The organism is Amazonocrinis nigriterrae CENA67 (assembly GCF_016056305.1).
GTDB classification, from domain to species: Bacteria; Cyanobacteriota; Cyanobacteriia; order Cyanobacteriales; family Nostocaceae; genus Amazonocrinis; species Amazonocrinis nigriterrae.
In genome coordinates this window covers 37,210-57,078 of record NZ_JAECZC010000008.1, presented here as the reverse complement: position 1 = coordinate 57,078, position 19,869 = coordinate 37,210, and the positions used below count along the sequence as shown (strand labels likewise).

Annotated in this window: 14 protein-coding genes and 1 CRISPR repeat array (1 of these 15 only partly in view); of the genes, 8 read left to right on the top strand and 6 right to left on the bottom strand. The window is 37.5% G+C overall.

The genetic code is table 11. From position 1 onward, the window contains the following. The first annotated feature begins 101 nt into the window (after positions 1-101). The 6 genes from I8748_RS06820 to I8748_RS06795 all read left to right on the top strand — a co-directional run bounded on the left by I8748_RS06820 (position 102) and on the right by I8748_RS06795 (position 6,524). Positions 102-971, top strand: coding sequence for an FkbM family methyltransferase (locus I8748_RS06820; RefSeq protein ID WP_198123895.1), 870 nt, complete (start codon positions 102-104; stop codon positions 969-971). Positions 972-1,091: 120 nt separating this feature from the next. Beyond that, positions 1,092-2,084 (top strand): Rieske 2Fe-2S domain-containing protein, encoded by a 993-nt coding sequence (locus I8748_RS06815; protein ID WP_198123894.1) that lies wholly within the window; start codon positions 1,092-1,094, stop codon positions 2,082-2,084. A gap of 167 nt (positions 2,085-2,251) precedes the next feature. After that, positions 2,252-3,259: a Rieske 2Fe-2S domain-containing protein gene (locus I8748_RS06810; protein ID WP_198123893.1), complete on the top strand. Its 1,008-nt coding sequence runs from the start codon at positions 2,252-2,254 to the stop codon at positions 3,257-3,259. 20 nt (positions 3,260-3,279) lie between these two features. Beyond that, complete coding sequence (locus I8748_RS06805) at positions 3,280-4,245, top strand: aromatic ring-hydroxylating oxygenase subunit alpha (protein ID WP_198123892.1); 966 nt, start codon at positions 3,280-3,282, stop codon at positions 4,243-4,245. A 53-nt stretch (positions 4,246-4,298) separates the two neighbouring features. Then, positions 4,299-5,297 (top strand): Rieske 2Fe-2S domain-containing protein, encoded by a 999-nt coding sequence (locus I8748_RS06800; RefSeq protein ID WP_198123891.1) that lies wholly within the window; start codon positions 4,299-4,301, stop codon positions 5,295-5,297. Between the two features lie 45 nt (positions 5,298-5,342). After that, on the top strand, positions 5,343-6,524 hold the full coding sequence (locus I8748_RS06795) for an acyltransferase family protein (RefSeq protein WP_198123890.1): 1,182 nt from the start codon (positions 5,343-5,345) through the stop codon (positions 6,522-6,524). 103 nt (positions 6,525-6,627) lie between these two features. Here I8748_RS06795 and I8748_RS06790 read toward each other — a convergent pair whose 3' ends face one another. The 6 genes from I8748_RS06790 to I8748_RS06765 form a co-directional block, all read right to left on the bottom strand. Beyond that, a complete protein-coding gene (locus tag I8748_RS06790; RefSeq protein WP_198123889.1) occupies positions 6,628-8,403 on the bottom strand; it encodes an ABC transporter substrate-binding protein in 1,776 nt (591 codons plus the stop codon). Then, complete coding sequence (locus I8748_RS06785) at positions 8,400-9,143, bottom strand: sterol desaturase family protein (protein ID WP_198123888.1); 744 nt, start codon at positions 9,141-9,143, stop codon at positions 8,400-8,402. Before I8748_RS06785 ends, I8748_RS06790 begins: the two co-directional genes overlap by 4 nt. A 38-nt stretch (positions 9,144-9,181) precedes the next feature. Then, positions 9,182-10,405, bottom strand: coding sequence for a DegT/DnrJ/EryC1/StrS family aminotransferase (locus I8748_RS06780; RefSeq protein WP_198123887.1), 1,224 nt, complete (start codon positions 10,403-10,405; stop codon positions 9,182-9,184). 117 nt (positions 10,406-10,522) lie between these two features. Continuing rightward, positions 10,523-11,893, bottom strand: a complete 1,371-nt coding sequence (locus I8748_RS06775; protein ID WP_198123886.1) for an MFS transporter — start codon at positions 11,891-11,893, stop codon at positions 10,523-10,525. 341 nt (positions 11,894-12,234) lie between these two features. Next, on the bottom strand, positions 12,235-13,401 hold the full coding sequence (locus I8748_RS06770; protein WP_214662459.1) for an AAA-like domain-containing protein: 1,167 nt from the start codon (positions 13,399-13,401) through the stop codon (positions 12,235-12,237). Between the two features lie 816 nt (positions 13,402-14,217). Beyond that, on the bottom strand, positions 14,218-15,573 hold the full coding sequence (locus tag I8748_RS06765; RefSeq protein ID WP_225896338.1) for an AAA-like domain-containing protein: 1,356 nt from the start codon (positions 15,571-15,573) through the stop codon (positions 14,218-14,220). 1,210 nt (positions 15,574-16,783) lie between these two features. Here I8748_RS06765 and I8748_RS06760 point away from each other — a divergent pair. After that, positions 16,784-17,662, top strand: coding sequence for a hypothetical protein (locus I8748_RS06760; RefSeq protein WP_198123883.1), 879 nt, complete (start codon positions 16,784-16,786; stop codon positions 17,660-17,662). A 185-nt stretch (positions 17,663-17,847) separates the two neighbouring features. Further along, entirely contained in the window at positions 17,848-19,542 is a 1,695-nt protein-coding gene (locus I8748_RS06755; RefSeq protein WP_198123882.1) for a M3 family oligoendopeptidase, read from the top strand. A 205-nt stretch (positions 19,543-19,747) separates the two neighbouring features. Further along, positions 19,748-19,869: direct repeats of the CRISPR family, unit length 37 nt (it continues 1,622 nt past the right edge of the window).

Below are 19,869 nucleotides of genomic sequence, written 5' to 3'. Positions count from 1 at the left end.
TAACTGAACCGTATTGCTCTATAAACCTAAATAATTACTTATCTCTTCCTTGGCGTACTTGGCGTACTTGGCGGTTCGTTTTTTTATAACAGGAGGCATAAATGAAAACGACATTAGAAAATAGTCTTGATATACAAGAAACCCAAACTGTCTTTTTAGAAGAATTTGGCATCACTATCAACAGCCAAAATCACAAATTTTTTCTCGATGCATTGGATCTCGCTAAACCCCTATTAGATATTCCCAATACCCAATTTACAGTCATCAATGACGACACAATTCGCGTCACCGTGGAAGCCGTCACAATCGATTTGCAAACCTATTGGGAAGTCTTTATCGTACACGAAATCTTTTTTGATGGCGCTTACAACATCCTGGCTACCAAAGAAATCGTCGTTTGGGATATTGGCATGAATGTGGGTATAGCAAGTCTATACTTTGCCTCCAAAGAAAATGTTCTGGCTGTTTTTGGTTATGAGCCTTTTGAGAGTACCTATAAACGAGCAAACCAGAATTTTGATCTCAATCCCGGACTCGTCAAAAAAATCAAGCATTATCCTTATGGCATTAGTCATGCTAATGCCAACTTGACAGTAGATTACTGCTATGAGTGGCACGGTGCAAGTACGGTAAATGGAGTACCGGAGATGCTAAATGGGCGAGATGATATTGTTTCCCAGGCGATTAATTTGGTCAGTGCCAATGATACTCTTGACATGATTATGGGTGAATATCCAGGAATTGATATCGTTGCAAAAATTGATTGTGAAGGGTCAGAATACGAAATTATAGAGTCACTTTATACTAGCAAAAAGCTTCGTCATTTCAAAGCCGTGTTGCTAGAGTGGCATGATCCACAAAAAAATAATTCTTTAAAACAGTGGTTTAAAGAATCAGGTTTCAGTATGATTTTTTTCAATCCCTATCACCCTTATGGGATTGCAATGGCATATGCATTTAGGACTGAATAAATAATAGTCATTAGTCCATCCCCTAAGTAGGGTGCGTTATGGACGCGAGTCCTAACGCACCAAAAAATTAAATTAAATTTAGACTGATTAAATCATCTGTGTGTACGAGGAAAATCATATATGTCTCGGTTTTCTTATCCTGCATTTCCTAATAGTTGGTTTCAAGTAGCTTGGAGTGATGAATTAGCTATTGGTGAAGTTAAACCACTGCATTACTTTGGTCGAGATTTAGTTGCTTTTCGCGGTGAAGATAGTGTAGTTCATGTTCTTGATGCTCACTGTCCGCATCTAGGCGCTAATCTGGCTATGGGTGGAAAAGTTGTTGGTAATAATGTCCAGTGTCCCTTTCATGGTTGGTGCTTTGATGGTGAGGGTAAATGTACAAGCATACCCTACACTACAAAAATTCCCCACAAAGCGAAAGTTAACAACTGGCCTGTTAGGGAAGCTAATGGAATCATTACGGTTTATTTTCACGCTGCTGGTAAATCTCCTAATTTTGAAATTCCAGTTATTAAAGGTGATGATGGTGAAGATTTAATTGTCCATGAAAAAATGAAATGGCGGGTGCATTGTCGTTCACGGGATTTAGTTGAAAATCTGGTTGATCCAGTACATATAAAGTTTTTACATGGTAATACAGTTATTCCAGAAGCAACTTTTGCATGGGGAGATTATTCTTTTGATATCCATACTATCGGCAAAGAAATAGTAGGAGAACAAGAAATTGAAGGGCGAACCCATTTCTCTATCTGGGGTGCAGGTTGTTTAATTTTAAATATTTGGAGTGAAGGACAAAAGTTACCGTTTGTTACTTGTAACTACATGAGTCCTGTAGATGAAGAATATGTAGATTTTTATATGTCGTTGTTAAGCGATAAAGCCGTAGATGAAACAACTAAACAAATAATAAGTTCCTGTAGCGAAAAATGGAAATCAGGAGCAGAAGAAGATATTATAATATGGAATCATAAAATCTCCCCCGAAAGACCTATTTTGTGTGAGGGTGATGGCCCAATCATGCAGTTTAGGCGCTGGTATTCCCAGTTTTTTATCTCAGAATTAGTTGATAAAGATAGCTTCAATATTGCTGAGCCTGTAGCTGTATTGTGATTACTTCCTTCCCCGCAAAAATTTACCTATATCCTCTTTACCTCTGTGTTCTCTGCGCCTCTGTGGTTCGTAAAAAATTAAGTATTTTTATACCGGAATAGAGTAATTGAAAATGCTGCACATGAATCATCCTTTTTTCCCTATTCCCTAATTTCTAGTTATTACTTATGAAAACACGATATCCCTTGACATCTTTCCCTAATGGTTGGTTTCGAGTAGCTTACAGCCAAGAACTACCAGTTAAAGGAGTGCAGCCACTCCATTATTTTGGTAAAGATTTAGTGCTATTCCGCACAGAAGACGGCGTGGCTCATGTTATGGATGCTCACTGTCCACATTTAGGCGCACATTTGGGACATGGGGGACGGGTAATTGGTAACACTGTGCAATGTCCTTTTCATGGCTGGTGCTTTAATGGCGATGGACAATGTGTAGAAATTCCTTACACGAAAAAGATACCACTAAAAGCACAATTGCAACCTTGGATTGTCAGGGAAATTAATGGCTTAATTATGGTCTGGTATCATAGCCAAAAAGAAGCACCTAGTTGGGAGATTCCCTTATTATCAGAATATAATTCATCAGAATGGACACCCTTTCGCACAGTTGGTAAATGGCGTATACGTTCTCATGTTCAAGACATTAATGAAAATGGCATTGATGCGGCTCATTTTCTGGCTGTACATGGAATTGACTCTGTAGATGATAGGGCTTTTTATGCTAACGATTCAATTCTCAACTGGTCTTGTCATGCCAAGATGAGTTTACCTGATGAGGATGGTAAATCAAGGGTAGAGGTAGTAAATCGACTTGATTTTACTTACTATGGTTTGGGATATCTGGTAGAAAGAATCTATCCAGGCTCAGAGTTTCAACCAGAGTTTATTAATCTGAATTCGAATACTCCGGTTGATGGTGAGTATGTTGATGATCACCTAATTATCAGCTTTAAAAAGTCTGGAAACGGCTCTGATAATTCTGATTTAGAGGCAATGATACTACAGGCGATCGCTACTGATGCAGAAAAAGATTTACCAATTTTAGAAAACAAGGTTTACCAAAGTTCTCCTGTGCTGTGTGAAGACGATGGCCCAATTATGCAGTATCGACGTTGGGCGAGTCAATTTTATAGTCCTGTTCCCAGTAATAGCAAAATTCCTCAATATCAGTCCTAACCATTTTTATAGACACGAATATGAAATCTAGATTTCCTTTTACATCCTTTCCTAATGGTTGGTTTCGCGTTGGTTATAGCAATGAATTAGCCATTAAAGAAGTTAAACCTCTACATTATTTCGGTCAAGATTTAGTCTTGTTTCGCACTGAAGACGGAATAGCTCATGTTATGGATGCTCACTGTCCCCATTTAGGCGCACATTTGGGTTATGGTGGGTGCGTCAAAGGTGAGACAATTCAATGTCCCTTTCACGGTTGGTGCTTTAATGGCGAAGGTAATTGTGTAGAAATTCCTTACACTAAAAAGATACCCTCCAAAGCTCAGGTGAAACCTTGGTATGTGCGAGAAATTTACGGGTTAATTTTGGTGTGGTATCACGCCGAAGGAAAAGCACCAACTTGGGAAATACCAGAATTACCTGAATATAATTCGCCACAATGGACTCCCTTTCGGACAGTGGGAGTAAACAAGATTTACTCTCATGTGCAAGAAATTGCTGAAAATGTCATGGATATGGCTCATGTAGAATTTTTACATGGAGTTAGTTCTGCTAAAGGTAAGCTTGTACAGACAGAAGGTACAATGTTGCACTGGCAATGGGTTCTTAATGACTATCCAGATTCGGAAGATGAAACCTTAAACATTGAAAACTACATTGATGTTAGTTTCTATGGTTTTGGTTACTGTGTTGTCCATAGTCATCCTGGTAATGATAATCCTGGAGAGATTCTTATCGTAGCTCTGGCTACTCCCATTGATCAAGAATATGTAGAAGGTCATCAATTTTTTAGTCTCAAAAAGCTGGCTGATGCAGAAGAAACAGCTGAGTTAGAAAAGTCTGCTCTAGAGACACTTAAAAGGGAGTCATCTAAAGATAATAATATTTTTGAACACAAAGTTTATCGCACTTCTCCTCTATTGTGTGAGGGCGAAGGTCAGATTCTGAAGTTTCGACAATGGGCTGGACAATTTTATTCCAATTAGTCTTTAAGTACTTGTAAAGTTCCAGCTAATCAATTATAAAACTTGTGTTCAATATGAAATCTCGATTTCCTTTTACATCCTTTCCCAATGGCTGGTTTCGCGTAGGTTATAGCAATGAGTTAGCCATTAAAGAAGTTAAACCTCTACATTATTTCGGTCAAGATTTAGTGTTGTTTCGCACTGAAGACGGCATAGCTCACGTTATGGATGCTCACTGTCCCCATTTAGGCGCACACTTAGGCTATGGTGGTTGTGTTGTTGAGAATACTATTCAATGTCCTTTTCATGGTTGGCGTTTTCATGGCGAAGGACGATGTATAGACATTCCTTATACTCATAAAATACCTGCTAAAGCTCATATTAAACCTTGGTTAGTGCGGGAAGTTAACGGTTTAATTATGGTGTGGTATCACGCTGAAGGTGAAGCACCAACTTGGGAAATTCCCAAATTAAAAGAGTATAATTCACTAACATGGAGTCCATTCCGTTGTGCTGCTCAATGGCGGTTGCGCTCTCATATTCAAGAAATTCAAGAGAACCCTTTAGACACGTCTCACCTCAAGTTTATTCATGGAGCTAATACGGTTAAAGTTCTCAGCTTTGAGACAGATGGTGCAAAATTACTCTGGCGTTTTAGTACAGATGAAGATACGTCATTGGTAAAAGAAAGTTATGTTGAATACACTTACTACGGCTTAGGATATAACCTAGATTATTATTTTCCTGGTAAAACTGGTGACGAAAGCGAAGATTTTTTGCAAGAGATTAATATATTAACTTTGACTACTCCTATTGATCAAGAGTATGTTGAAAATCATTTGCTTATCACTTTTAAAAAACTTCCTACTGAAGCTGAAAATGAGGCTTTTGAGGAAAAGCTGATGCAAACGATTTTCACAGAAACAGCCAAGGATGTACCAATTTTAGAAAATAAAATATATAGATTTTCACCTCTTTTGTGTGAGGATGACGGCCCACTTATGCAGTATCGACGTTGGGCGAGTCAATTTTATAGTTATGTTTCTAGTAATAGTAAAATTTTGGTTAACTAATCACCAAAATTTTATTTAATATTGTCTAATTATCACCAATGATTTGTGAACAAATCTTTTACCCCTCTGTTAAAATTTCCTCAGTTTGTGACAAATGATGAGCAAAATACAGTCGTCAATTATAAACCACGACAGTATATGCCACAGCTTGATGGTTTGCGAGCATTGGCAATTTTTGCTGTTTTCATAGAACATTATTTAGAACCATCTAATCCTATTCGGACTTTCTTACCTTGGGGATGGTTAGGAGTTCGGGTTTTTTTCGTATTGAGTGGCTTTTTGATTACTGGCATTCTACTCAAATCCCGCCAAGAATATGAAGCAGGAAATATTTCTTATTGGCAAGGCTTGAAAAACTTTTTTATGCGTCGGTTTTTACGGCTGTCGCCAGTTTATTTTATCTACCTGATTACCTCAATATTCATATTTCCAGGTAAAGGAAAATATTTGTGGGTGTTTATTTTATATGGACAAAATTGGCTTTTTGCTCTCGAACCCACGATGGTTAGTAGGGCGCATCTTTGGTCATTGGCTGTGGAAGCCCAGTTTTATCTAATAATGCCATTAATACTGATGTTTTTACCAGTGCGATCGCTCCTCCCTATAACTATCGGTTTGGTAATGACTTCACCCATCTTACGGGGTATTGGCATAGTTTATCACCTCCCAATTTTACAAGCATATCAACTACCTTTTAATAACTTTGATACCTTAGCAATGGGAGCAATTTTGGCTTTACTTCATCAATATCATTTTGAAATAGTACAGAAGTTTTTAAAGGTGGCATTATGCGTAGGAATACCGTTACTATCTGGATGCTTTATACTACTGCATTTTCCTCTTCAAGCAGAAGTACAACCAATATTAGTATTATTCATGGATGTGGTAGTTGGTATAGCAGGGGTAGCTATTGTTGGTTATACAGCACAGGGAATAAAAGGTTTATTAGGAGAAATTTTGCATCATCCTTGGTTGGTTTACTCAGGACAAATTAGCTACGGGCTTTATGTGTATCATGGTGATATTCCAGAAGTGTTCTTTAACCACCTCTTACCGCTTTTGAGTCCAATTTTGCCTCCAATAACTCCGCCAATAGTACCCCCAGGTTACATAGCTGGCCCCTGGTTTATGTTTCCTGTTTATGTAGCCATTGCATATGCGATCGCAGCATTTTCTTGGCAGTTTATAGAGCAGCCAATCCATCGCTTAAAATATCGATTTCGTTAGTAATACCAATTCTCTCAAATCCTGCAACACATTCCAACCCCGAAACTCAGGCCATATCTGACTTTCTTAATTACGAATTACGAATTACGAATTGGTATAAGTACTATTTAACCACTTTCAATTCATAAATATTCCAAAATGGCTCACTGGAAGCAGAATATTTAAATCCCTGGATACGATTTCTCATAGCTGCTAATTCCAAAGGTTTAACCAAATAAATAAATGGTAGATACTCCAATGCTAGCCGTTGCGCTTCTGCATAGATAGCTTTACGTTTGACTTCATCAAATTCTGTAGCGCCTTGCACATAGAGATTACCAATTTTTCGTTCCCAATCTGCTACTTTTCGTCCTGTGATTGGTTGTTGTCCTCTTTGGGGTTGCTGATTATATACATGAAACCCACCTTCAGGTAAGAAAACACTAGCCATCTCATTTGGTTCTACAGGATACTTTAGAGGTACTACATGACAATCCCAATCCAAAGAGTTAACAATTTTGTCTATAAATAATCCCAAAGCTACAGGATTGACATCAACTTGAATACCAATTTTATTTAAATCTTGTTGAATATGTACTGCGATTTTTTCTAGTATTTTTTCACTAGCAATTGTAATTAAGGTAAACCTAACTAAATTTCCCTGTTTATCTAATAGCCTACCTTGACTATTATATTTAAAGCCTGCTTTTATCAGTAATTCTTTAGCTTTTGTGGGATTGTATTCATAATATTTTAAACCTGCTTGGGTAGAAAGATAATAGGGACTTTGAATAGGAAGATAGGAAGTAGCAATTTCTCCCAATCCTGCATATACGTTATTTAGCAGACTTTGACGATCAATTCCGAATGCGATCGCTTGTCTAAATGCCAAATTATTAAACCACCCAGATTTAATCGGATCAACTAAGGGTTTACCATTGCGACTACCTTGGTTGAGATTAAAACTAATATGAGAGACATACAAAGAAGCACCACCATTATAAATGGTAAAATTTCCTTTTTTCTCTTCTCGTTTCAATAGAGAGAAATAGCTCGGATCAAGACCAATATAGTCTAATCCTTGAGCGCGGAACTGAATAATAGCATTATCTGTACTATCAATAGTTTGCCAAATTATTCTGTCAATATAAGGTAGAGAATTACCTTGTTGATCTTTGCGCCAGTAATAAGGATTTTTGCGAAAAAATATCCGCTCTCCAGGAACAAAACCTTCTATCTTATACGGGCCATTGGCAACCATTTTTTCAGAAGGAGTATCATTAGCCCAAGTTGATAAAAACAAAGATTTTCCATTTTCATCTTTTATATTGACAACTTGGCGTAAAACATGAGCAGGTAATATGGGTAGCTTTGTTGCTCTGATGAAGGGAAAATAAGGTTCAGGTAGAGTGAATTTAACTTGCAGATTACCAATTTTTTCGACAGATGGAAAAGTACGATTTTTACCAATTCTCAATAAATCTTGCCCATTAGTAGGAATAGTTTTATTCAGAAAAATATCTCGGTAAGTAAACACTACATCATCTGTGGTAATTGGCTGTCCATCTGACCATTTTAGTCCTGACCTCAGAGTAAAAATAATTTCTTTTTTATCTTCAGAAATCTGCCAAGATTCTGCAAGACTAGGTTGAATTACTCCTTGATTATTTTCACTCACTAACCCTTCATGGGTATAACCTACAAGACTAGGATACTCATCGAGTGCTGGGTTAAAAGTCTTAGGATATACAGAAAGGCTAGTAATTATCTTCGAGACAGGTACAGCTTTGCTTTTAGGATAAAATGAGTAGTATCTAATTACTGTTATAGAAGTTATTAAAACTAGTAAAATCAGCCAAATCCGAAAGCCTAGAATTTTAAATTGCTGCCAAGTTTTCATATCCCTACAATCATTTTTGCTGTTATCTGCTCATCTCCTAAACCGAATTTTTCCTCCTCTACGTTAATAGTCTCTGGGTTGACATAAGTGCCAAAAATTCTATCAAAAAAGGTAAACATACCACCTAAATTTTTACCCTGCACTTTGGTACTAGAACAATGATGGATGCAGTGAAAGCGAGGTGTGACAAAAATCCATTCTATAATTCCCATCCAAGGGTGGGATTTAACATTGACATGAGTTGTGGCACTGTAGAGTATCATGACAATCAGAGTTTCTATAGGCAGTTGTAAAAGTGGCACCCAAAGCACAGCAAACCGCAGCAAGAATAAACTCATAAAGCTGACTCTCATACCAGCTAACCACCACACCACATCAATGGAATGATGCCATTTATGAGTTAGCCACAAAAACTGATAACTATGCATTGCTCGATGAATGAGGTAGTAAGTAAAGTCTGATAATAAATAGCAAATAATTACTCTTACCCATAACGGCAGTGATAAAATACCAGTATTTGCAACTGCATCTAGAAGCGTTGGGGTAAATAAAAACCGTAAACAGTAGGCGAATCCTAAAGTCAGAATAATATCAAATAAAAATCTCGCTACCCAGTTCAACAACTCTTTAGGGTATTCAGTGATATATTTAATTTCTGTCCGTGGATCGGCAATTTCCCAAAGCCAGAGTACAGCACCAAATAAAAAAATCTCTAGCCAATTTATCAGTAATTGTTTCATGGTAATAACTAGTTTACTTATAGATTTGTAATTGGCTGTTAATGCTTTTTTTTGATAATTTCTACAATTTTATCTGCCATATAAATCACTTGTTCATCTGTCATCGCCGGATAACAAGGAAGATTGATTAACTGTTCAAACCAAATTTTTTCGGTTGTGGGGCATTCTCCAAATTTATGTCCTTTTAGTCTCCATTCTGGGAGCAGATGTAGGGGAAAATATCGCAAAATAATTTGAATTCCTGCTGCTTCTAGATTGGCTGCAAATTCATCCCGATTTAAGCGAGAATCTGATTTTAGAAAAAACGTATATAGATGCTGAACATGTTCATAGCCACTCGCCCATTTCTGTACACGTATTTCTGGAATACTTGATAATTCTTGATTTAAATAAGCTGCAATATTTTTTCTTCTCTGATTAAAACTATTGAGTTTAGTTAGTTGAATTCGTCCTACAGCACAGGCTGGTTCACTCAACGTTGAATTAGTTCCAGTATGACGGATAGCTGTGCATTCATGGGTGTATGAGTTTTTTTCATGCCCATAAATCCCATAAGCTGGCTTACCATAATTACCAAATTCAATACTTTCACAGGAAACAAAATCTGCATCTGGTTCTGCTGCTCTAATTTTTTTGATGATCTCAAACCATCTATCATTGTTAAAGGTCAACATTCCTCCTTGTCCCAAGGTTGACATATTCTTGAGAGATTGGAAACTAAAACAGCCAATATGACCGATTGAGCCAGCCATTTTCCCTTGATATTTACTACCATTAGCATGGGCGCAATCTTCAATCACAATGATGTTATGTTGATTGGCTAACTCCATAATTGGGTTCATATCTGCCATATACCCACCATAGTGAGTTAAGTATATAGCGCGGGTTTTGGCTGTAATCAGAGATTGAATATTATTAGGATTAATAGACAATGAATTAGGGTCAATGTCACAGAATCGCACCTTTACTTCTTTATCTAGTAAGGGTAAGAGAGTTGCTTGATATGTGAAAGGAGTAGCGATAACTTCATCACCAGGTTTTAAGCCTATTAAATGTGTGGCAAATTCTAGTCCTACTGTGCAGTTGGTAACGGTTAAGGCATACTTTGTGCCAATAAAATTGGCAAATTCTGTTTCAAATTGAGTACGTTCAGAGCCAAAAGCCAGCGGTTCGTCACTACGAAGAAGATTTGCTACTGCTTCTATTTCTTCTTCTCCAAATAAACTTCCCTTACAGATATAAGGAACAATGTATTTTTGCATTATTGTTTATTGATATTGTACACAGCATTAATCAATATCATGTGGTGTATGATACATGATTATTGATGCTGTATCAGATGCTTTTAGATTTATTTTAGAAAGCAGAATGATTTGAGTTTAAGTTCTAGATACAACAGTATCTTCAGTGCGATCGCTTTCACTACTGATATTAAAAGTATCAAGATTTACATCTGGATATTCATCTTCTACAAACCGCAAGCGAGGGAAACAGTAACTAATAGCGGTGGCTAGAATAACCACAAATCCCATGATTAACAAAAGTAGCCCAATACCACGACCAGCACCTACACCAATAATTTGTCCAATGCTTTTTGCTAAATAACCATCAGCAACCATCAAGTGTTCAAACATTTCTGCTAAAGGCCCAAAAGATATAAAGCCTAGAGTAAGTGAGGCGATTTCAAGAGATGATTTGATCGAAAACACCCGACCTTGCATATTCAATTCCACTTTGTTTTGCAGGATAGTTTGTGACAATCCACCAATAATAGGTTGTAAGATAAAGCATAGCAACATACTAAAAATGAAATAACTCAAAGAAGATTTCCAACCAGAAACTAAAATCAATAGCCCACTGGCTAACATCGCCATCAATATTATATTGAGCTTACGCTCTAACCATCCTCCAATACTCATCAGCAAACCACCGATTAGAGTACCAATACCAAAGCAAGCTGAAACCAGACCCAGGATTTTTGTAGAAGCAAAAGTTAATACTAAAGGAGGAATTAGAATATCAATTCCCCCCATAATATAGCTGTTAAAAGATATAGATATTGTTAATCCTAATAAGCCAGGATGAGTAATTAAATAGGTGAATCCATCAAGAGTATCTTGCCAAATAGAACTATTTTTTGCTGCTTCGTTAGTATAAGTAATTTTGGGAAAACGAATCAATAACAAACAAATGATAGCCACCGCCGTCGCGCACAAATCGATTATGATAATCCCTGGAATATGAATTAGGGGTAACAACGCACCTGATACAGGAGGTGCAACAATTCGGGCAATGCTGTTAGATATAGAACTCATACCATTAGCCCGACTATAGTGCTGTTTTGGTACCAGTCTAGTTATGGAAGCAGCAAGGGTAGTCCATAGCAAACTAGCGAAAACTGAATGGATCAAAGCCAGGGTGTATACATGCCATACTGCTAATTGTTGAGAAATATACAAACTACCAATCACTAGGGGACTAATGCTAATTCCGAAATTGGCAATCAGTAAAATCAAACGGCGATCCCATCGGTCAATTAAAGTACCAACGAAGGGAGAAAGCAGGATCATTGGCACAGTAGAAAATACTAGGACTAAAGCAAATTGGGTGATAGAACCAGTGCTTTGATAAACCCAAATATCTATTGCAAAAGAAGTGATGCTAGAACCAGTAAAAGCGATTAATTGCCCCAACCAAACAACGATAAATAATCGCATTTCTTGCAAAACAGTCATTAGTGTTTTTGTCATAGTAGGGATGTTATTATATAAACTATATTGATACTTACAAACTTGAGTGCTGCTGTCAAGTTATTTACAGGTTGCACATATTTTTTATTTTAATTAAAAAACCATGACTTGTCACATCAAATGAACTGTAAGCATCCTTTTTTACCAAAAATACTCAAATAGCAGGTAAAGTCTTGAGTTCAGCACAACGGACACAAAGTTCTGAACTTGTTTACCTTGGCAATGATGAAATAAAGCCTGAATCTGTTATATTTGACCCTGCCATAAAATAATTTCAGCAGCTTTGATCCGTTCTTGTTTATCCTGGTTCATAGTTGCTGATACACACTTTTTATTTATGCTTATATTCTTCCACCAGAACTTATATATCTTTGCAAAGTGGATGCTCTGGAATTTTTTGTCCTTTGTTCTTCTACCCAATTCAGATTAAATATTTCTGCATAAATTTGATTTTTTACTTTGAGTAACCCTTTTTGTATGACCACTATACCGATCAGTAACAGTTCCTTTTGTTCTCTACTATCATCACATTTCACTGGTAAATTTTGTAATATTTGCTGGTAAATATTCAGGATTTTATCCTTGTGTTGTCTACTATGTTCTATGCGTTCGCATATGCTTCGCAAATGTTGAGGTTCATCTTGGAATTCCCAGTTTTCAATTATATACTTTTTGATCAAGTTTCTGACAAAATTAGCATCTACTATTGATGAACTATCTAGCAGTTGCTTTGTAGGGTTTTGAACATAACTGGCAACCAAATCACATATTTTTTGTGTTAAAAATGGTTGTCCACTAGTCCAAAATAAAATTTCTTTTAAAATTGCCTGAGCTTGAGTACCTGTTATTTTTAATCCTTGAGCAAGAAGTAGGGATTCTTGCTGTTCAAAACCGTTAATTTCTATAGATTGACCGATATGAAAAGGACTTATATTCCTGTTTTTAATTAAATCGGATGGTATAGCTACGCCAAAGACAGCAAAGCTAAGGCGCTCGTATTCTGGATTAATTGCTCTTTGGTTATAACAAAAACGAATCATTCCAAAAAAGTCATCAGTTGAAAAACTCAAATTCAGTAAATTATCAATTTCATCTATAAATATCACCAGTCGCTCTCTGGGAAAGTGAACATAGAGTAGTTGTTCAATAAACAAATTCAATATAAAAGTTAAAGAACAATTTTCCCATTGTTGCCACCAAGCTTTTAAATTGATTTTATCTAATAGGCCAAACCCTAAACATAAATCAGCGATAATACTTCTATACCATTGCTGAGGAGTAATGTCTTGACTGCCGATATTGGTCATATCTACGGTAACGCATTTAAATCCTTCTTGTTCTAAGCGATGTCGAATCCTAATTAACAACGAGGATTTACCTATTTGTCGTGAATTTAAAATATAACAAAATTCACCTTGCTTTAATGCTTTGTAAAGTTTTCTGTCTGCTTGCCGCTCAACATAACTGGCTGCTTCAAAACTTAGACTACCACCCACTTGGTACTGCATTGTGTTTTATTGATTAATTAAAAATGACATCTTAAGAACAAATATTGGCTAGCTAAGAAAAGATAGAACTTTTGAAAAAGCTGTTGAAATCATTACTTAGTTTTCATACTGGAAGATGATTTTTCAGATATTTATGTATTGCTATAACTTTTCATAGTTAGAAAAAAAAAGCAATACGTTGACTAAAGTAGTTAAGTACAAGTTGAATAATTAATTAAGAAATGATAAGACAGATAAGACAGTTAAGACAGTTAAACAGTTAATTCACTCAAAAATTAAAGACAGTTAAGACAGTTAAGACAGTTAAGCAGATAGTTATAACTTTTAAGACAATTATTAAAGAATAATTATTTGGTATAATTGTTTACAGTTAATTGGGTAGTCAGCTAGAAAAATTATCACAAATTAAAACAAGGATACAATCATTGGAATTTCATTAGCGCAATAGCTCACCAACACCTCTTTTTCAAGGAGAAGGGAGTAAAATTCTGATTTTTTCGTTGTTCTTCTCTCGCCTTTTAGGAAAGGGAGATTAGGAGGGAGAGGTTTGTCGAACTTTAGAAAAAAGATGTTTCTTTCGCCCCGCAGGTGCGCCTTTGTTGGAGACTCACGTTAAAATTTCCAAACCCTTACCCACAGTGGGGTCAATCCAAAATCGGCAATCTAAAATCTCAAATTCGGTCAGCAATTACTAAAGTATAATTACACTTGTAAATATCAAGTGTCATAAATTTTTAGTTGAGGCTATCAATAGTCAATACTCCAAAAAAGCTTGATTAAAGACGATTGACTATGAACTTTTGGCAACTCTAACCTTTATTTAGTGTGCCAGTTGTGTAAGTCTTGTAAGTGTAAACTAAAATATAAATCATATAATTTACACCTGATTTTAGCCAAATTACCATCTAGTTTAATCAGCCCCATACTTTCTAACTGATAAGCAGTGATAGCTTCTAGTCGCACACTTTTATTAGTATTTAAAACTTGCTGTATGGCTAACGCTAATCGTGTTTGAGTTTGCAGCATTACCAAAAGACTTTGTAGATGGTTAGCATAAATTCCAGTTGATGTAGGAGCTGTTAATAATAATTCCTCCAAAGTCATTCCTTTAGCACTTAGATAATAAAAAGCAAGGTTCACCAAATAGGGATGTCCCCCTACCATTGACATTAGTAGCTCAGTTTGGGGGCGATCTATGCAATCAAGTCTGCATTTTACTGCTAACTCCTGAACCTGCTCACTAGTAAAATCTGGCAGCCTCATTAATAGCCCAACATTGAAGGGTGATTGGTTGATATTTAGAGGTACATATATTTCTGTAGAGTAAACCAGCACAAGCTTGAGCTTTTGCCAAGTTTCTACCTGTTGGGCCAACTCATACCAAAATCGCAACATCGGTAGAAAGTCTTGAGCAATATTAGGATGCTGAAAAACTCTATTCAGTTCATGCAAACCTAATACTATGGGAGAATGTATACATTTGAATAGATAAGCCTCAAAATAAATTTTACAGCTGACCTTGCAACCTATATGCTCATCCCAATAATCGTCTAACTTGGGATTGAGGTTCAATTGTTTAGTAATATTGAGACAGAACCAATACAAAAATTTATCCAAGGAGGCAAAAACTGCTTCATCTGCTTCTTGAAAGTCCAAGTAAATGGTTTGATATCCTACAGCTTTAGCGTGAGCCATGATTCGGCTAAGCAGAGAAGTTTTACCCATTTGCTTGGAACCCTTAATTCTCAGAAGGCATTGAGGCTGGGTAATTTCCGCGCAAGTAATTTCTTCTATTGGGGAACGATTGATGTAAAGAAGAGAGTCTAGTGGTATGGGCCCGCCGGGATATTTGATCTGAGTTTGTGTACACGTAGGATAGTTATTTTGTGATTTTGTGATTATTTTTGTATTTACGGAACTTTGTAACTTGTGATCGCTGTTGTGCATGTACATATTCACAAGTGATGACAAATTTTTTTTGGTAACTCTCTTCCCTGATGCCTGAGACAGATTCTCCCATAACTGAGAAGCTTTTTGTTTCAGATAAGGGACACTGTAAGTATAGTTCCGTGCCATTTCGCTATATTCATGTCCCAGTAAGGAAGAACGCAGGATTAATTGCTCAATGGGGGTGAGTTGCCGAAATAACAGATATTGTTCCGTTATTTCCAAAAATTTATCTATACTTGTATTACTCCTCAGTTGCCCAAAATGCATATGTAAAATTATTAATATGCTGATTTTTCTCAGTAAGAGAATACAGCTTAAGCCTGATTTTAATTAAGTAATTTATAATACTTTAACAATCTCGAAAGTATCACTTTATCTGGTCGTTCTTTGCCATTGGTGAGCCAGCGCGGTGAGGTAGCCCCTGTCTTGGAGGTCACTCGACGCCAGTCGCACGCCACTTGTTCTAGTTTTTGCACCACCGTGAACAATGATGGTTGGTATCATACAATTCATGACTTGTTGTTGGTGCTGTAGGCATTAGTGGTAGTCGGATTGTAAAGGTGGCTCCTTACTCAAGACCTGGACTTTGTGCTTCAATTGTTCCACCATGCAGTTCCACTAGGTGGCGTGCGATCGCCAAACCTAATCCTAACCCACCGAGTAACAGTTAACAAAAAACTCATGGACTTCCTGTATGTTAAAAAAAACTTATCAGTGAAAAATCTGATATTTGATATTTCAAAATTATTTGATATGACTGCGAAAAATCTTACTATCTCGCTAGACAGATATGTATGACACTGATGCCTTCGCAAACTGGCGTTCAAAAGTCAAGATTTTTGGACTTGGGACGCTTTTTGCAAAAAAATACAACACTTGCGTCAATCCTAATTTGATTAAATTAAAGTTTCATAAAGTAATTGCACTGTCAAAATGAGACTACAACTGTAATGTTACGGTAAATATTAGTTTTATGATAACTAGAACTTACTTGATTTGTTAGATAAAATTACTGTTTTTTGAATAGATATATAGGATTTTAGCTGAGACTATGATAACTCTAAATAACGATATTTAAACATTTTTGAGGAAAATTGTACTATTTATTTAATTTTTAGGGGTATCTACGGTTGCTGCAATATCTGAAGTGAGAAAACTGTTATTTTATGAAGTTTTTAAATCAGGCTTGTGTCAACATATAAATTAAAGGTAAGATACTACACATCAATTTTACTTCAAATTAATAAATGCCAAAATTTATCCTCATATAACTGCTGAAGCAAAAATTTTCTTTCAGCTATTGTTTATTGTGTACGTTTTACCTAAAACAAGCACGTAATTTCGTATGTGCATCCTTGGGTAATCTACCAGCTTACTAATACTTTTTGATCTGTTTACATAGCAACAACGACTATTCATTAGAAATAAACTCATGATTACACTACAAGATTTTCTACCTTGGATTGATATTGCTCGTATAGATAGTTTGATGGAGAATACCTGTAAAGATGCAATCACTAATTCCAAAACTCTCTACTGGTTTATGCAGAGGTTTGTACGTTACAGCAGAACGTACAGTTATGTAGTGCCTGCTCTCGCTAGTAAGATTGGCTCTAGTATGTTGTTTCAAGAAACAGGTTGTTCTACTTTAGAGTGTGGCGAGCGTTCAATGGATGTTGCAGCTAAAGTATTTGCAGCATCAATTGAGGAATTTCGTGATCCAAGAACGGGAGTTTCGCACCGTACGTTGTCCTATGCTTTGCTGGATAAATTGGCTCAGTATGCTGATTTATCAACTCAAGAAATACACCAGATAGCTTCGTTAGGTACTTGGTTAAATGACATCCTACTGCAAGTAGAAGCAGGCTATGATGCTGAACCGACAAATCTGTCCAGCTTGATAGAGGCAATGGGATTTCACGCAGCCACAGAAACAATTGGTGGGCATGAGTTCAGTATTATAAATAGTGTGATTTTTTCAAAGCAACGTAACGATCACTTTGGTCAATTTATCAAAAGCAATAAAGTGAAATTTCCAGAATGTAGTGTAAGTCCTTGGTATTGGATAGTAATTCACGGTACTGAGAATACAGTTGGTGTAGAAGCTGATCATTCAGATGAAGCCATCAATGCTTTAAATTTAGCCGTCCAATATACCTCTGTGCCTGAAGAGCAAATAATCGCTTGGGCAGGGAAAGGAGTTGCCAAATTTGCTCATGTACAAGAAACCTTTTTCCAACGTTTGCAAGATGAGTTGCATACTGTTTTGGGAACAACAGCAACTCATAAATCTTACGCAACACTAGTGTAATTAATATCAAAGAGTACCGTAAGAAGGAGACCCCCGCAACGGAGTGGCTCCTAGGGCTGGGAGTGGGGAGTAGGGAGTAGGGAGTGGTATGGTCTATTGATTTGAAAACTGCTGTAAAATATGAATTTTATCACTCCTGAATGCCGCCTGATCACTGAATGTCTTATTACTGAGGGGAATGATTGATGCAAGCTCCAGTAGATTTTGCCGACATCACAGCAGAAACTCCAACGCTCTCAACCGTGACGGCCGAATACCAAGCCATCCAGACACAGTTTAACCAGGCTCAAACTTCTGAGCAACGAAAGGCTGCCATTGAGCAGTGGGATACCTTGCGACGCAGACTTAGTACGTGGAAGGAACTCACGCAACTACACTTTCACCAAGATACGCAAAACCCAGAGTACAAAACTGCCTTGGACTATTGCAACGAACTTTCGCCATCTCTGATTGCCCTTGAAGTAGACCTAAAACGGCAACTTATCCACAGCCCTAATCGCGCCGAGTTAGAACAAAGTTTGGGACGGCAAGCCTTTTTGCTGTGGGAAGCAGACATCACGACTTTTGAAACAGCGATCGCAGCAGATTTAGTCGAAGAATCCAAACTCACCAATGAGTACACCCAACTGATCGCCTCAGCAAAGCTAGATTTTCAGGGTGAGCAGGTGAATTTATCAGGTTTGCAACCCTATCTGCAAAGTAAAGAGCGAGACATTCGCCATCAGGCAGAGCAGTGTCGCTGGCAGTTTTTTGAGCAGAATCAAGACCGCTTAGATCAATTGTTTGATCAGTTGGTGAAACTGCGGCATCAGATGGCAAAAAAATTGGGCTATGAGAATTACATTGCCCTAGGATATCGCCGAATGCAACGAGTAGATTACGATCAAACCGATGTTGAGCGCTATCGAGATCAAGTTGTTCAAGAGGTCGTTCCCTTAGCGATGGAGCTAATTGAGCAAAAGGCGAAGCGCCTCAACATAGACACCGTGTATTTCTGGGATGAGTCCGTCTTTGATGCACAAGGCAGTCCTGCTCCCATTGGCGATCATGACTGGATGTTGGAACGGGCGCAAGAAATGTTTGATGCCATGAATCCATCGTTGGGTGACTTTTTCGCCATGATGGTTGAGCGGCATTTACTGGATTTGCAAAACCGTTCTGGAAAGGCAGGAGGCGGATTCTGCACAGGCTTCCCAACTTATGATGTTCCCTATGTGTTTGCAAATTTTAATGGGACAAAAAATGACGTGCAGGTGTTCACTCACGAGATCGGTCACGCCTTTCAAATGTGGCGAAGTCGCAATTTGCCAGTTTTAGATTACCTGTGGCCTACCCTAGAATCATGTGAAATTCATTCCATGAGCTTAGAGTTTCTCACCGGCTCGCAGATGGAAAAGTTTTTTGGTGATCAAGCTGATCGATTTCGTTCTCAGCACCTAGCTGGGTCGATTCTATTTCTACCTTATGGGGTGGCTGTCGATCATTTTCAGCATTTGGTCTATGCAAACCCAGAAGCAACCCCCCAAGAACGACATCAAATGTGGCAACAGATGGAAGCTCATTATCTGCCTTGGCGTCAATATGGAGATTTGAATTACCTCAATAAAGGCGGACTCTGGCAAGAAAAACAACACATTTACTGTTCGCCGTTCTACTATATTGATTACACCTTGGCGGGGTGTTGCGCGTTGCAGTTTTGGGCCAAAGCACAAGAAGATTATTCGCAGGCGTTGACGGAGTATATTGCGTTATGCGATCGCGGGGGTTCTGCATCCTTTCGAGAATTAGTGCGATCGGCAAATCTGATTTCTCCCTTTGAACCTGGCGCACTTACTCAAGTCGTTGAAAAAGTGCGTTCCTCTTTGAAGGCTGCTGATTGAAAATAGGACTTAGGCGCATTGTCATATTTTTTTCGCAAAAATTCAGGACTTACGCACAGGTAACGTAATTGCAATAAAGCCACTGGTGCAAGATGTCAGATAGCAAAAGGAAGTGAAGCAGAGTAGGAATGAGGGTTTGAAAGGTTTTTTGCGTAAGTCCTATTGAAACCTTTTATCTTGCCATGCCTAGACTGAAAGCGCTTTTGTTTTAATCCCCTTGCGGGGTAGTAGAAAGGTGAAACTAAAGGGGAAAGGGGAAAGGGGAAAGGGGAAAGGGGAAAGACTTATATCAAGTTTCAATCCCCTTGCGGGGTAATAGAAAGTTGA

Coding starts and splice junctions, on each gene's coding strand:
- I8748_RS06820 (WP_198123895.1), top strand. CDS start 102: ATGAAAACGACATTAGAAAATAGTCTTGATATACAAGAAACCCAAACT.
- I8748_RS06815 (WP_198123894.1), top strand. CDS start 1,092: ATGTCTCGGTTTTCTTATCCTGCATTTCCTAATAGTTGGTTTCAAGTA.
- I8748_RS06810 (WP_198123893.1), top strand. CDS start 2,252: ATGAAAACACGATATCCCTTGACATCTTTCCCTAATGGTTGGTTTCGA.
- I8748_RS06805 (WP_198123892.1), top strand. CDS start 3,280: ATGAAATCTAGATTTCCTTTTACATCCTTTCCTAATGGTTGGTTTCGC.
- I8748_RS06800 (WP_198123891.1), top strand. CDS start 4,299: ATGAAATCTCGATTTCCTTTTACATCCTTTCCCAATGGCTGGTTTCGC.
- I8748_RS06790 (WP_198123889.1), bottom strand. CDS start 8,403: ATGAAAACTTGGCAGCAATTTAAAATTCTAGGCTTTCGGATTTGGCTG.
- I8748_RS06785 (WP_198123888.1), bottom strand. CDS start 9,143: ATGAAACAATTACTGATAAATTGGCTAGAGATTTTTTTATTTGGTGCT.
- I8748_RS06780 (WP_198123887.1), bottom strand. CDS start 10,405: ATGCAAAAATACATTGTTCCTTATATCTGTAAGGGAAGTTTATTTGGA.
- I8748_RS06775 (WP_198123886.1), bottom strand. CDS start 11,893: ATGACAAAAACACTAATGACTGTTTTGCAAGAAATGCGATTATTTATC.
- I8748_RS06770 (WP_214662459.1), bottom strand. CDS start 13,401: ATGCAGTACCAAGTGGGTGGTAGTCTAAGTTTTGAAGCAGCCAGTTAT.
- I8748_RS06760 (WP_198123883.1), top strand. CDS start 16,784: ATGATTACACTACAAGATTTTCTACCTTGGATTGATATTGCTCGTATA.
- I8748_RS06755 (WP_198123882.1), top strand. CDS start 17,848: ATGCAAGCTCCAGTAGATTTTGCCGACATCACAGCAGAAACTCCAACG.